Source organism: Polynucleobacter sp. AP-Kaivos-20-H2, assembly GCF_018882215.1.
Classification (GTDB): domain Bacteria; phylum Pseudomonadota; class Gammaproteobacteria; order Burkholderiales; family Burkholderiaceae; genus Polynucleobacter.
This window is the reverse complement of the sequence record NZ_JACVOX010000003.1, coordinates 132,429-146,331: the sequence shown is the minus strand read 5'-3', so window position 1 is coordinate 146,331 and position 13,903 is coordinate 132,429. Positions and strand designations below refer to the sequence as shown.

Annotated in this window: 15 protein-coding genes and 1 tRNA gene; 13 read left to right on the top strand and 3 right to left on the bottom strand. The window is 47.2% G+C overall.

The annotated features are described in order from the left end of the window. Nucleotides 1–16: 16 nt before the first annotated feature. A complete protein-coding gene (locus ICE89_RS09345; protein WP_216265685.1) occupies nucleotides 17–1,999 on the bottom strand; it encodes a monovalent cation:proton antiporter family protein in 1,983 nt (660 codons plus the stop codon). Between the two features lie 11 nt (nucleotides 2,000–2,010). Between ICE89_RS09345 and ICE89_RS09340 the strand changes: the two genes are divergently transcribed. The 9 genes from ICE89_RS09340 (at nucleotide 2,011) to rapZ (ending at nucleotide 8,457) form a co-directional block, all read left to right on the top strand. Beyond that, the gene (locus ICE89_RS09340) at nucleotides 2,011–3,003 is read left to right on the top strand and encodes an SIS domain-containing protein (RefSeq protein WP_216262809.1); all 993 of its coding nucleotides are present in this window, start codon (nucleotides 2,011–2,013) and stop codon (nucleotides 3,001–3,003) included. Between the two features lie 27 nt (nucleotides 3,004–3,030). Continuing rightward, complete coding sequence (locus tag ICE89_RS09335) at nucleotides 3,031–3,603, top strand: HAD family hydrolase (protein ID WP_216265684.1); 573 nt, start codon at nucleotides 3,031–3,033, stop codon at nucleotides 3,601–3,603. Nucleotides 3,604–3,606: 3 nt separating this feature from the next. Then, entirely contained in the window at nucleotides 3,607–4,248 is a 642-nt protein-coding gene (gene lptC / locus ICE89_RS09330; RefSeq protein ID WP_216265683.1) for an LPS export ABC transporter periplasmic protein LptC, read from the top strand. A gap of 10 nt (nucleotides 4,249–4,258) precedes the next feature. Beyond that, nucleotides 4,259–4,813, top strand: a complete 555-nt coding sequence (lptA, locus tag ICE89_RS09325) for a lipopolysaccharide transport periplasmic protein LptA (RefSeq protein WP_370624858.1) — start codon at nucleotides 4,259–4,261, stop codon at nucleotides 4,811–4,813. Next, the gene (gene lptB / locus ICE89_RS09320) at nucleotides 4,810–5,577 is read left to right on the top strand and encodes an LPS export ABC transporter ATP-binding protein (protein ID WP_216262813.1); all 768 of its coding nucleotides are present in this window, start codon (nucleotides 4,810–4,812) and stop codon (nucleotides 5,575–5,577) included. The genes lptA and lptB overlap by 4 nt, the downstream gene beginning before the upstream one ends. Nucleotides 5,578–5,761: 184 nt before the next feature. Further along, complete coding sequence (gene hpf / locus ICE89_RS09315; RefSeq protein WP_012358449.1) at nucleotides 5,762–6,085, top strand: ribosome hibernation-promoting factor, HPF/YfiA family; 324 nt, start codon at nucleotides 5,762–5,764, stop codon at nucleotides 6,083–6,085. Between the two features lie 33 nt (nucleotides 6,086–6,118). Then, on the top strand, nucleotides 6,119–6,580 hold the full coding sequence (locus ICE89_RS09310) for a PTS sugar transporter subunit IIA (protein WP_216265682.1): 462 nt from the start codon (nucleotides 6,119–6,121) through the stop codon (nucleotides 6,578–6,580). Further along, nucleotides 6,577–7,563, top strand: coding sequence for an HPr(Ser) kinase/phosphatase (hprK, locus tag ICE89_RS09305; protein WP_216265681.1), 987 nt, complete (start codon nucleotides 6,577–6,579; stop codon nucleotides 7,561–7,563). The genes ICE89_RS09310 and hprK overlap by 4 nt, the downstream gene beginning before the upstream one ends. A 3-nt stretch (nucleotides 7,564–7,566) precedes the next feature. Further along, nucleotides 7,567–8,457 carry an RNase adapter RapZ gene (gene rapZ, locus ICE89_RS09300; protein ID WP_216265680.1) on the top strand — a complete coding sequence of 297 codons (891 nt, stop codon included), beginning with the start codon at nucleotides 7,567–7,569 and terminating at the stop codon, nucleotides 8,455–8,457. On the opposite strand, the gene mutY is transcribed toward rapZ, so the two are convergent. Both mutY and mutM read right to left on the bottom strand, forming a co-directional pair. After that, nucleotides 8,402–9,547, bottom strand: a complete 1,146-nt coding sequence (mutY, locus tag ICE89_RS09295; RefSeq protein WP_216262817.1) for an A/G-specific adenine glycosylase — start codon at nucleotides 9,545–9,547, stop codon at nucleotides 8,402–8,404. The two genes, rapZ and mutY, sit on opposite strands and share 56 nt — an antisense overlap. Next, a complete protein-coding gene (mutM, locus tag ICE89_RS09290) occupies nucleotides 9,532–10,368 on the bottom strand; it encodes a bifunctional DNA-formamidopyrimidine glycosylase/DNA-(apurinic or apyrimidinic site) lyase (RefSeq protein WP_216265679.1) in 837 nt (278 codons plus the stop codon). The genes mutY and mutM overlap by 16 nt, the downstream gene beginning before the upstream one ends. A 35-nt stretch (nucleotides 10,369–10,403) precedes the next feature. On the opposite strand from mutM, the gene ICE89_RS09285 reads away from it, so the two are divergent. The 4 genes from ICE89_RS09285 (at nucleotide 10,404) to ICE89_RS09270 (ending at nucleotide 13,883) form a co-directional block, all read left to right on the top strand. After that, nucleotides 10,404–11,891 (top strand): outer membrane lipoprotein LolB, encoded by a 1,488-nt coding sequence (locus ICE89_RS09285; RefSeq protein WP_216265678.1) that lies wholly within the window; start codon nucleotides 10,404–10,406, stop codon nucleotides 11,889–11,891. 11 nt (nucleotides 11,892–11,902) lie between these two features. Then, entirely contained in the window at nucleotides 11,903–12,781 is an 879-nt protein-coding gene (ispE, locus tag ICE89_RS09280; RefSeq protein WP_216265677.1) for a 4-(cytidine 5'-diphospho)-2-C-methyl-D-erythritol kinase, read from the top strand. A gap of 5 nt (nucleotides 12,782–12,786) precedes the next feature. Continuing rightward, nucleotides 12,787–12,863: transfer RNA gene (locus tag ICE89_RS09275), tRNA-Gln, on the top strand. Nucleotides 12,864–12,917: 54 nt separating this feature from the next. Further along, the gene (locus ICE89_RS09270) at nucleotides 12,918–13,883 is read left to right on the top strand and encodes a ribose-phosphate pyrophosphokinase (RefSeq protein ID WP_216265676.1); all 966 of its coding nucleotides are present in this window, start codon (nucleotides 12,918–12,920) and stop codon (nucleotides 13,881–13,883) included. Nucleotides 13,884–13,903: the final 20 nt, after the last annotated feature.

Here is a 13,903-nt window from a genome sequence, read left to right as displayed (position 1 = left end):
CGCTATTAGATTGATCTCAGAGTAATTTGGCTTCAGCCAAATCGGTTGCCTCTGAATTGCCTGAGATCACTAAAATGTCGTTGGCCTCAAGCTTGAGATCCGGAATGGGGTCCAACTTTACATAATCTGCGTTTCGACCTTTGCGACGTACTGCCTGAACATTGACGCCTTCCTTCTCTAACTCGAGCTCGCCTAGCGTTTTACTAATTGCTTTTGAATGGGGCAGCAGCGTAATGGCATGTAAACGCCAAGACTCATTGGAACCAAAGTCATCGTCCGCAGATCCGCGGAAGTAGCCCCTCAGCAAGCTATAACGCTCTTCCCTTGCTGTCGTGATGCGTCGCACTACCTTACGCATTGGCACACCCATGATTAGCAGAACATGGGAAGCAATCATCAAGCTGCCTTCAATGAGTTCGGGCACGACCTCAGTAGCTCCAGCTGCCTGCAACTTGGCTATATCTGCATCATCTCTAGTACGCACTAATACCGTCATACCAGGACGTAAGCGCTCTACCTGACGCAACACTCGCATACTTGCTGCGGTGTCGGCATACGTAATCACGACTGCCTTTGCCCTTGAAAGGCCAGCAGCTACTAAATAGTTTTCACGACTAGCGTCGCCATAAACCACATTATCTCCAGCAGCCGCAGCCTCTTTAACGCGATCAGGATCTAAATCCAAGGCAATGTATGGAATTTTTTCTTGATCAAGCATGCGGGCCAAACTTTGACCTGAACGACCGAAGCCACAAATGACCACATGGTTTTCATTACGAACACTCTTGGCAGCAACACGAGTTAATGCAAGCGATTGCAGCAGCCATTCATTGCTAGAGAAACGCATTGCAATGCGATCGCTATATTCAATGAGGAATGGCGCGCAGAACATGGAGATCAACATCGCTGCCAATACTGCTTGACTCAAGGTGGGGTCAATTAAATCTAGGCCATCAATTTGATTGAGTAACACAAAGCCGAATTCACCCGCTTGAGCTAAGCACAAGCCCGTTCTAATGGAGATGCCAGGACTAGAGCCAAAGACCCGTGATAGCAAAGCCATAAGGGCAAACTTAAAGATGAGTGGGCCAACCAGCAAAACCAAAACCAATAACCACTGCTCACGAATGACGTTGAAATCCAGCAACATGCCAATCGTCACAAAGAAGAGGCCGAGCAAAACATCGCGAAACGGCTTGATATCCTCTTCCACTTGATGGCGATAAGGCGTTTCAGAAATCAACATGCCAGCTAAGAACGCACCAAGCGCTAGCGACAAACCAAAGTGCTCGGTAAGCGCTGCCATACCCAAAACAATCAACAACAGATTGAGCATGAATAACTCTTGTGAACGCAATTTAGCAACCAACTTAAACCAATGACTCATCAAGCTTTGGCCAATGAAGAAAATCAATACCAAGGCAACGGTGATTTTGATGGACGCTGCAGTTAACGCAACGAACAAGTCGGAAGGATTTTTCCCAAGGGACGGCAATAAAATCAACAGAAAGACCACTGCTAAATCCTGGAACAACAAAATACCCACGACATTGCGACCATGCTCGGTCTCTAATTCAGCGCGATCAGAAATCAATTTGGTCACAATTGCGGTTGATGACATTGCCAGCGCACCACCTAAAGCGATCGCAGCATGCCAAGAGATGGGATAAATCCAATTCATTAGCAAACTGGCGGGGATTGCTAAAAGCATTGTCAGGATGACTTGGCTGCCACCAAGGCCAAATACGATCGATCGCATTGCCCTTAATTTATGCAGGTTAAATTCCAAGCCAATCGAGAACATCAAGAAAACTACGCCAAATTCAGCCAAATACTTCACTGTGGCCGAGTCATTTGCCAAGCCCAAGGCGTTAGGCCCAATGAGGACGCCAATGGCCAAATAGCCCAAAATAGGGGGTAAGCCAAAATAGCGGAAAATAACCACTCCGGCCACACCCGAGGCCAGGAGAATGAGGGTTAATTGAAGGACTGACGGCATATACTTACTTGATGATAGCTAAGACTCGTGAACGTACCCTAAAGCTTGCGCGCGACACCCTCACTATAGAGGCTGCTGCACTGCAAACCATGCGTGATCGCCTTGAGGGCGCAAATGCTGATGCTCTCGTCCTGGCGGTTGAGCTTTTACATGGCTGCAAAGGCAGAATCGTCGTTTCTGGAATCGGCAAATCGGGCCATATTGCTCGCAAAATTGCCGCTACTTTTGCTTCCACAGGTTCCCCGGCATTTTTTGTTCATCCCGCTGAAGCCAGCCATGGTGACTTAGGCATGGTTACTAGAGATGATGTTTTTGTCGCCCTTTCGAATTCCGGCGAGACCGATGAGCTTTTGACTATCGTGCCAATCGTGAAACGCACTGGTGCAAAACTCATTGCTCTCACTGGCGCTCCAAATTCTTCTCTTGCCAAATTGGCAGACGCGCATTTAGATACTAGTGTTGAAAAAGAGGCGTGCCCATTGAATCTAGCGCCTACAACCAGCACTACTGCTGCACTAGCCATGGGTGATGCTCTAGCCGTTGCCTTACTAGATGCACGCGGCTTTGAAGCTGAAGACTTCATTCGCTCTCATCCTGGTGGCAGACTGGGTCGCAAGCAATTAATGCATGTCAGCGAAGTAATGCGTAGCCTTGCAGACACGCCAAAGATCTCCATTGATGCATCCCTACAAGATGCCCTGTTAGAGATGACCTCAAAACGCATGGGTATGGTCGTGATCCTAGATGCCTACAAAAAAGTATTTGGCATATTGACTGACGGTGACTTGCGTCGCCTTCTGGAAAAAACTACCGACCTTGGCGGCATCAAACTGAAGAGTGCAACCACTGCCGATCCTCGTACCATTCCAGCAGAGTTACTTGCTGAAGAAGCGATCGAGATGATGGAGAAACATCGTATCAATCATTTAGTAGTGACAGATAACCAAGGCCATTTATTAGGCGCATTAAATCTGCATGATTTATTTGCAGCCAAAGTTATTTAATCTCCATTAGTAATCGAGCCCTTTTTTATGCCTAGCGCCTTCAATACCCATAACACCAACCCATTAGCTCAATATCCACAGGCCTGGGAGCGTGCAGGCAAAGTGAAGCTTTTGGTATTGGATGTTGATGGCGTATTAACAAATGGACAAGTTTGGATTGGCGTCGATGGAAAAGAATCGTTAAAAGCTTTTGATATTCAAGATGGTTTAGGCATCAAATTATTAGAGCAATGCGGCATTCCGACTGCCATCATTACCGGCAGAAATTCCAAAATGGTTTTGGCACGCTGTGAAGAGCTTGGTATTAAACATGTTCACATGGGTGTTGAAAACAAAGCTATTGCCCTGAAAGAAGTTCTTCAATCTCTGGGGCTGACTGCGGCCGACTGCGCCGTTATGGGTGATGATTGGCCAGACATGCAAATGATGAAAAATGCAGGCTTTCGAATTTGCCCGGCACAAGGTCACGAAGCTGTCCAAGAATTTTCCCACTTGGTGACAACACGCAATGGCGGTAATAGTGCGGTACGTGAAGTATGTGACCTGATTCTCAAAGCACAGAATCGCTACGAAGAATTACTTCTGAAGGCTCGTAGCTAAGCAATGCCGTTAAAGCCTCAGCAAATTAAAGTGGACATCGGTCGCGCTCTGTTGCGCCTGCTGCCCTTGATTTTGATGGGAGCACTCACACTGGCAACTTTTTGGTTGGTCCAAAAAAACACCCCGCCAGAAAAATCTCCTTTAGAACGCGTGCGCCTGCATGAGCCTGACTACACCATTAAAGATGGTGCACTATCCGCTCTTAATGAATTGGGCAATACCAAATACCGAGTGTTGGGTGTCAAAGTCACTCACTATGATGACGATGCCTCTATCGATATCCTGACACCGCGCATGCGCCTGTTCCAAGCTGAGAAAGCACCTGTAACCGTGAAATCGGATACCGGACATCTCGATGGTGATATCACCATCCTCGATTTATACAATAACGCTAGCATCTATCGCCCAGCGCAAGAAGCAACTGCATCACAGCCAGCCACTTTAAGAATGTTGGCCAGTTCAAGCTATTTCAAAGTGCTCATTAACGATGACATTATTGAAACCGATCGGCCAATTACCCTTGAGCAGGGCATGTCGATCATGAACTCCACTGAAGGTGGCGTGTTTAACAACGTCGAACAAAGTATGGTGCTCAGCGGTCAAGTTAAAGGACGTATCGAGCGCGCCCCACGGAGCCACCAATAAAATGGTATCAGTGAAAATTTTATTTGTTCGCCTTGCGCTCCTGAGCTTTGGGCTCTCCCACGCATCTTTGTCGTTCGCAGAAAAAGCAGACCAAGACAAACCCGTCATTCTGGAAGCGGAAAAAGTTTCTGTAAACGACGTTAAGCAAATCTATGACCTCAATGGTCAGGTACTGCTGATCAAAGGCAGCATTATTGTTACTGGTGAGGATGGCCACATTGAAGTGGATCCTCAGGGTTATGAGTTTGTCGATGTCGTGGGCACTCCAGAAGCAGTTGCGAGCTTTAGACAACGTCGCGAAGGCCTTGCAGATGAATTCATGCAAGGCCGTGGTGCCCAGGTTACCTATGACGCTAAGACTGAGTTTCTAACGTTGACAGGCGATGCCAGCTTGAAGCGCTTGCTCAATATGCAAATGCTTGATCAATTAAAGGGCTGGAAAATTGAGTACGATGACGTAAAGCAGTACTATCATGTCACGCCTCCTAAAGATGCAAAACCAGATGATCTGCCCTTAGCAAGAGCTATCCTTTCACCAAGACGAAAAGCAACCCTAGAGAAATGACAGCGGATTTAGCCCACATCGATAATGCTCCCACACTAAGCGCCCATAACCTAAAAAAACGGTATGGCTCAAGAACCGTGGTTCGTGATGTATCCGTACAAGTTAGATGCGGTGAAGTGGTAGGACTACTCGGCCCAAATGGAGCAGGCAAAACAACTTCGTTCTACATGATTGTTGGACTAGTCCCACTCGATGGTGGAAATATCGTTTTAGACGGCGCAGATATTACGCATTTACCGATTCATGAACGCGCTCGAATGGGTCTCTCCTATTTGCCACAAGAAGCCTCTGTATTTAGAAAGCTCAACGTAGCTGAAAATATTCAGGCAGTCTTAGAGCTTCAAGCTCAAGGCGGCAAACCCCTTACTAAGGCCGAAATTGCCAATCGCCTTGATGAGCTCTTAGGCGAACTCCAAATTAGTCATCTGCGCAATAACCCAGCCCTCTCCCTATCGGGTGGTGAACGTAGGCGGGTAGAAATTGCGAGAGCGCTAGCTTCCCAGCCAAAATTTATCCTGCTAGATGAGCCCTTTGCTGGTGTTGACCCTATTGCTGTTGGGGAAATCCAGCGCATTGTGCGCTTCCTGCGGGACCGCCAAATTGGGGTGCTCATTACCGACCACAACGTCCGCGAAACCCTAGGTATCTGTGACCACGCTTACATCATCAGTGAAGGTAGCGTATTGGCCGAAGGTAAGCCTGATCAGATTATTCAGAACGATGCTGTCCGCAGAGTTTATCTGGGCGAAAACTTCCGGATGTAAGCCAGACAAGGCTTCCCGCTTTTAAAGTAATAAAAATTGCACTTCCCTCTTGGTTTTCGGCAAATTCGCTGATACGCTGGAGGCTCATGGTTTATTTTCCAAAAAAAACAGCACAAAAAATTTCAGGGGCTTGCTGCGTACCCCGGGCATGACTATGCGCACGCATCTATAAAAGGAGTCGCTAATGAATTTGAAAATTAATAGCCGTCACGTGGAAGTTACCCCTGCCATGCGCTCTCATCTTGAGGCGGGTCTAGCCAAAATTCGTAAGCACTTCGATCACGTTATTGATGCGTCCGCCTTCCTGGTAGTAGACAAGGCTAAGGAGAAGGACCTCCGTCAAAGCGCCGAGATCACCATTCATCTCAAAGGGAAAGATCTGTTCGCTGAAGCACACAATGCCGACCTTTACCATGCTATGGATGCAGTAGTTGATAAGTTAGAGCGTCAAGTGGTTAAACATAAAGAAAAGATTCAAGATCATCACCACGAAAAGCATTTTGAGTGATCTAGTACTTCAGGACACCTATAATCAATTCACATGAATGCCCTGACCAATCTTTTTACTCCCGACTGCATTGCATTAGACGTCCCCGCCACAAGCAGGGCTGATGCATTTGCAGCCGCTGGAGAACTGTTTTCTAAACAAACAGGAATAACAGCAAACTCCGTTATAGAGTTCCTCAATGCTCGTGAAGATTTAGGTTCTACCGCGCTCGGCGCTGGTGTAGCCATCCCTCACGGTCGTGTGAAAGGCCTAAAGCAGCCAAGCGCAGCTTTTATGAGACTGCAAAACCCCATTGAGTTTGCAGCTCCGGATGGTGAAGCGGTTTCCATCCTGATTTTCTTGCTGGTGCCAGAAAAAGCCACCCAACAACATTTAGAAATTTTGTCTTCGATTGCTCAGCTACTGTCCGATGCCGATGCTCGCGAGACCTTATCGTCTACTGCAGACCCCTTAAAGGTTTGCGAACTCTTACAACACTGGGGTACAGCAAAATGACTCAGCCATTACTCCTAGAAGGAGTAACTGCTCAGCAGATTTTTGATGACAATGTTTCAGAATTAAAGCTGTCTTGGATTGGCGGTCTTGAGGGCGCCGACCGCACCTTCCCACCAGAAGCTGTAAAAATAGCTGCGGCCAGCTCCGACTTAGTGGGTCACTTAAACCTTATTCACCCAAGCCGTATTCAAATCTTCGGCGAGCAAGAGGTTGAATATCACGCAGCTTTGGAGCCAAAACAAAGGCAAGAGCAAATTGCTAGCTTGATCTCCAAGATGCCGCCTTGTGTCATTGTGGCTGATGGCAAGAGTGCGGATCCAGACTTGCAACTATTCTGCCAGCGCTCCTCAACGCCACTATTTACCACCGCTATTTCTGCTGCGGAAGTGATTGACCATTTACGCACTTACTTAACTAAAATTGGTGCCCCTCAAATCACAATGCATGGTGTCTTCATGGATATTCTGGGCTTGGGTGTACTTCTTACTGGCGAATCTGGCCTAGGTAAAAGTGAATTAGGCCTCGAACTCATTTCTCGTGGACATGGATTGGTGGCCGATGATGCGGTTGATTTTGCACGTCTTGGGCCTGATTACATTGAGGGTCGCTGCCCCGTCATCTTACGCAACCTACTTGAGGTACGCGGACTGGGATTGCTCGACATTCGGACGATCTTTGGTGAAACCGCAGTGCGTCGCAAATTAAAACTGCGCCTCATTGTTCAGCTCGTTCGTAGAACCGATGGCGAATTTGAGCGTCTACCCCTCGAGACTCAACATATTGATGTACTAGGCATCCCAATTCGAACGGTCAAAATTCAGGTGGCTGCAGGTCGCAACTTAGCCGTATTAGTTGAAGCTGCTGTACGCAATACCATTTTGCAATTGCGCGGTATCGATACCTTAAAAGAATTTATCGAGCGTCAACGTATTCAGATGAATGCGGAGTCAGAATCCTCAAAGTCCCAAGGACGCCTACTCTAAGCTATGCAGATCAATCTGATTACCGGAATCTCAGGCTCAGGTAAATCAGTAGCCCTGAGGGCTTTTGAAGATGCTGGCTATGACTGCGTAGACAATCTTCCTGTCTCACTTCTTGAAAACCTCATCTCCACTCTTGAAAAAGAAAAGTGCGAGCAAGTTGCGGTCGCCATAGATGCTCGTCGCGGACAATCCATTGCAAACTTGCCGTCCATTCTCGAGAACCTACGAAAAAATCATCAGGTCAGAGTGGTATTCCTGAATGCCGATACCAATACTTTGGTGCAACGCTTCTCAGAAACCCGTCGTCGCCACCCCTTATCCACTAATGGCAAACAATCTCAATCGGCAACTCTGATTGAGGCAATTGATAAAGAGCGTAATTTGCTCGAGCCCCTACGTGCCCAAGCGCACAGCATCGATACCAGCAACCTACCTGCTCATGCACTGCGTTCCTGGATTCAAGATCTCCTCAAAGACAAACCGGTAGGTCTCACAGTAGTTTTTGAATCATTTGGCTTTAAAAAGGGTGTGCCCAGCGAAGCGGACTTAGTTTTTGATGTGCGTTGTCTACCAAACCCACACTATGACAAAGCGCTCAGACCACTGACCGGCAATGACAAGCCCGTTAAGGAATTTCTGGGAAAAATTCCAGAAGTCATGAGCATGGAATCCGACATCACCCAATTCATTAACAAGTGGTTGCCCCATTACATTGCTGATGGTCGCAGTTATTTAACGGTTGCTATTGGTTGTACTGGTGGCCAACATCGCTCTGTCTATCTCGTAGGCCGCCTGAGTGAACACTTCCGCGCCCAAAAGGACCTGATGGACTTGCAGCTTAATTTTTTAGATCGTCACCGCGAACTAGATTCAATTCCTGCAGCAAAAGCTTAATCGGCTGCGGCAGACCATGGCGCCCTAGCTGAGCCAACGGCACCCACTTCAGATCTGGATTTAAGAAGGCCAACTCTTTTGGAGCGCTTACCTGCCATATCTGCATCCACAAGCGTCTGTGCGTAAAGACATGCTTAATTTCTTCGGTCTGCTTTATGGCTTTACAAGCTTTTGTAAGGGCCGCCAATTTTTCTTCAGGCAATGTAGCTGTAAATAATTCCTGTGGGCTTATCTCAATAACTTTTGTTCGAGCTACCCGAGGAGTCCACGGCCCCTCAGGCAAAGACCACAGACCGCCCCAGATAGCTTTACTTGGGCGCTTTTGCAAGAGGATAGAGTTACCCGAACGCATCAACAACATATTGCAATCAAATTCTGGGGATTTGGTCTTCTTGGTTTTTTGTGGAAGCAAAAGAACTTGATCGCTTAAATTGGCTTGGCAGTCTTTTGCGAATGGGCATTTTTTTTCAGATGCTAAACATACTGGTTTGCGTGACGTACACCAAGTAGCGCCAAAGTCCATCAGCGCCTGGGTATAGACCGGCATATCTGCAGGTTTAGTTGGTAGTAAATCTATTGCTAAATCCCATAGTCGATCGTTGATCTTCTTATCTTGTATCGCACCTTCAATCGCAAATAAACGTGCCAGAATGCGTTTCACATTTGCATCCAAAATAGGTGCTCGCTCATGAAAAGCAAATGCAGCGATTGCGCCAGCTGTAGATCGCCCAATCCCTTTTAATTGCTCAAGCAAAATGGGGTCACTTGGAAACTTACCGCCGAACTCTGTCATGACTTGCTTTGCACACGCGTGTAGATTTCTAGCGCGCGAGTAATATCCTAATCCCGCCCACTCGGCCAATACCTCGTCGATATCAGCAGCGGCTAATTTTTTAACTGTTGGAAAGCGTTTCATAAAACGTGGGTAGCGCTCAAGTACAGTGGCTACTTGAGTTTGTTGCAACATGATTTCTGAAACCCACACTGCATAAGGATCTCGATTACCTTGCCAAGGCAAGCCTGAGCGCCCACTGATCACATGCCAAGCAACAAGCTTTGATGCAAATGTGTTAATCAGCGTTTTTGACATTGAGTACAAAAATAAGTGGAGCGTTGGCCCTGCACTATCTGACTAATAGGCGACTTACACACCTTACACGGCAAGCCTTTGCGGTCATAGACTTTGGTTTGGACCATAAAGTGCCCCGGATCACCATCGCTATTTACAAAATCTTTCAAACTACTGCCGCCAGCTGCAATAGCCTTTTTCAAAATCAATCTCACCGCTTCAGCCAAACGAGAGCATTGCGGACGTGTGAGTTTTCCTGCAGCTTTAGCTGGATGAATACCCGCCTCAAATAAACTTTCAGAACAATAAATATTGCCGACACCAACAACCGCTTGCCCTGCCAAAAGAAACTGCTTCACAGCAACACTGCGTTTGCGGGATTTTTGATACAAAATATCCGCGCCCAGCTCACCCGCAAATTCTGGAGAAAATGGCTCAACGCCTAACTTTTGCAAAAGCGCAAATACTTCAATAGGGCCTTTTGATTTGGGATGCCATAAGACTGCGCCGAATTTTCGTGGATCATGTAAACGCAAACTGAACTTACCGAACTCTAGCGTCACGCGATCATGAATCTTGAGGGGGTCCGAGCTTGGGAGCACGCGCAAAGTTCCCGTCATCCCCAAATGAATCAGCAAATAGCCCGTATCCATTTGTAATAGAAGATACTTCCCACGCCTCTCAATGGCATGCACTGTTTGCCCAGGCAAGCTTTTAGAGAGGTTGGCGGGCACTGGCCAACGCAAGCGTCCATCAATAATCTTGACGGCGCTGACCTTGCGCCCCTCAAGATGGGGGGCGATTCCTAATCGGGTGACTTCTACTTCTGGAAGTTCTGGCATAAATGGATTGTAGATTCGCATATTAGAATGTGCTTATGAGTAAATTCACACTGAAACCCCTTTTAAAGGGTTTATTCCTGGCGGCCCTCACTGGTGGAGTCATTTCATCAGCCCATGCCCAAACCCAGGCAAATGGATTGCAATCTGGCGAAGCGGTCTTTGAGGTGCTCGCCTCCGAAATCGCCCTTCAGCGGGGTGAGGCTGGCTTGGCTTACAACACCTATCTGGAGATGGCGCGCCAATACCAGGACCCCAGGCTTGCCCAAAGAGCGATGGAAATTGCAATTGCAGGCGGCTCCCCAGATTTAGCCATGCAAGCTGCCAAAACTTGGGATGAACTCTCTCCAGTCTCAGATACCAAACCTAAAGAAGTCCTGGTAACACTGTTGATCTTAAGCAATCGTTGGTCTGATGCCGTCAAGCCAGCAATTACCATATTGCGCCAACAAACTCCTGCCCAACAAGAAAACACTCTTTTGCAATTGCAAGCATTGCTTGCTAAAGCGAAAGATGAGTCAGATGCTTTGCGCGCTTTTTATGAAATCGCATCTACTGTCAAGATTCCACCCAAAGATCCCGGCCTACTTTATACCTATGCCATGTCTGCTGAAAAAGTAGGTCGCATGGATGTGATGGAAAAAACCTTGCGTGATATTTTGCGCAAGAACCCAAACGATGTAAATTCCCTGAATGCCCTTGGCTATTCTTTAGCCGACCGCAATATGAAGTTACCTGAGGCATATGCGCTCATCAGTAAAGCGCATCAACTATCTCCAAAAGATAGTTTTATTTTGGACAGCTTGGGCTGGGTCAATTTTCGTCTCGGTAAAAACGCCCTTGCATTAGAGCAATTACAACAAGCATTTGCTATGAAACCAGAAGCGGATATTGCGGCTCATACCGGTGAAGTGTTGTGGGCTATGAATCGCCGTGCGGAAGCAGAAGAGATGTGGCGCCAGGGACAAAAAATAGACACCAATAATCCAACCCTGAAAGAAACCTTACAACGTCTAAAGCCAGACTGGGCAAGGAATGACCAAGCATCTAAGGGATCATGGGATGGGCGCTTTGCCGTCAAAATCATTGGCTTAACTGAGTCTCAAAACCAAGGTGGCTCTGGTGGTTTTACCTTGACTCAAGAAGCATTAAAAGATGTTTTAGAAATACGAAATCCCATGGGTGGCTCGATTGCCAAAATTACCATTACGCCAGGTGAAGCCACGCTCGAAAGTGATGGCAAAGTAGTGACTGCAGTTGATGCAGATACCTTAGTGCAAAATACATTAGGCCTACCACTACCAGCGCGCGGATTATCAAACTGGTTAAGAGGCGAAGTGCGACCTGGAAGTGAAGCAAGTGTTGATAGAAATGCAAAAGGTCAAGTTAGCAAAATTAGTCAGGATGGTTGGGACTTGGTTTACACCTGGAGCAATACCAATCGTCTCGAAAAGCTCACAATGACCCGCAGCTCGAATATCGGATCGATTGATATACGCCTCGTGTTTGACCGCCCGAATGACTAAGTAAAAGAACAATGGCGAAACACGATTTTTTATCTCTTCGTTCGCCGGCTAAGCTCAATCTTTTTTTACACATCGTCGGACGAAGAGCAGACGGTTATCACCTGCTCCAATCCGTCTTTCAACTGATTGACTGGTGTGACACCATCCACTTAAAACGCATTTCTGAAAATGAAGTGCGCCGCATTAATCCCATTCCAGGAGTGCTGCCCGAACAAGATTTGGTAGTTCGCGCAGCTAATCTACTAAAAGATTTTTGCAAGATTGAGGTTGGTGTTGAAATTAATCTTCACAAAGAAATCCCGATGGGTGCAGGCATGGGGGGCGGATCCTCTGATGCCGCAACTACATTGATTGGTCTGAACGTCCTTTGGAATCTCAATCTCTCCAAAGAAACGCTTTGCACCCTAGGGCTTCAGCTAGGTGCTGATGTCCCCTTCTTCATTTTTGGTCAAAATGCCTTTGTTGAAGGCATTGGGGAGAAAATTCAAGAAATTTCCCTCCAAACCCCTGATTTTTTGGTGATATTTCCCAATCAGGGCATCGCAACCTCAAGCATTTTTCAAGACCCGGAATTGACCCGAGATCACGCTCAGATTACAATTGATGGCTTTCTTGCATCGCCATTGTTATATCAATCGAATGATTGTCAGGCTGTAGCGATGCGGATTTGCCCAGAAGTGAAGCAAGCTTTGGATTGGATTACCCAGGTAGTACCGGGCTCACAGCCCCGAATGTCTGGTTCTGGAAGTAGCGTATTTGCAGCCTTAGACCCTAAGACTGATAACGCAAAACTAGAAAATCTTCTACAAAATCTTCCTGAAGGGTGGGTAGGTCGGGTTGTTCGGGGGCTAAATAAAAATCCCGCTTACAATTTGATTTCTTCAGATTGACCTGTAGGGGAATCGCCAAGCTGGTTAAGGCACTGGATTTTGATTCCAGCATGCGAAGGTTCGAATCCTTCTTCCCCTGCCAAGTGCTGTAGAAACGATAAAGATAACCTTTTGACCCGACAAAACCCATAAGACTATGTCCTCCACAAACGCAGATTTATTGACTCTTTTCACAGGCAACGCAAATCCCGTTTTGGCTGAGGCTGTAGCCAAAGAACTCAACTTCCCAATGGGAAAAGCCTTTGTTGGCCGATTCTCTGATGGCGAGATTCAAGTAGAAATTCAAGAGAACGTCCGCGGCAAAAATGTCGTGGTGATCCAATCAACCTGCGCACCTACAAATGACAGCTTGATGGAGCTCATGATCATGATTGATGCTCTGAAACGAGCATCTGCAAGCCGCATAACCGCAGTGATTCCTTACTTTGGTTATGCCCGTCAAGACCGCCGCCCTCGTTCTGCTCGCGTAGCTATTTCCGCTCGCATTGTGGCCAACATGCTTCAGTCAGTAGCTGGCATTGAGCGTGTTTTGACTATGGATCTGCATGCCGACCAAATTCAGGGTTTCTTCGATATCCCGGTAGATAACATTTATGCTTCCCCAGTCCTTTTGGCTGACTTAGAGGCGCAGAAAACTAAAAAAGATCTGATCATCGTGTCTCCAGACATTGGTGGTGTGGTTCGAGCCCGTGCAATGGCTAAGCAATTGGGCACTGATTTGGCGATTATTGATAAACGTCGTCCTAAAGCAAATGTATCCGAAGTAATGCACCTCATTGGCGAAGTAGAAGGCCGCCATTGCGTCATCATGGATGACATCATCGATACCGGTGGAACACTCTGTAAAGCCGCTGAAGCGCTTAAAGAGCGTGGCGCTAAGGGAGTTACCGCTTACTGTACACATGCCGTGCTCTCAGGCGGTGCTGTAGCCCGTATTGCGGCTTCTGAATTGGATGAATTGGTTGTTACTGACACCATCCCCTTGACCGCAGAAGCAATAAAAGTCTCCAAAATTCGCCAATTGACCGTAGCCCCACTACTAGCTGAAACCCTTTCCCGTATTAGCAAAGGTGATTCAGTGATGTCGATGTTTGCCGAATAAGCCAAAAATCACCGTTTTAC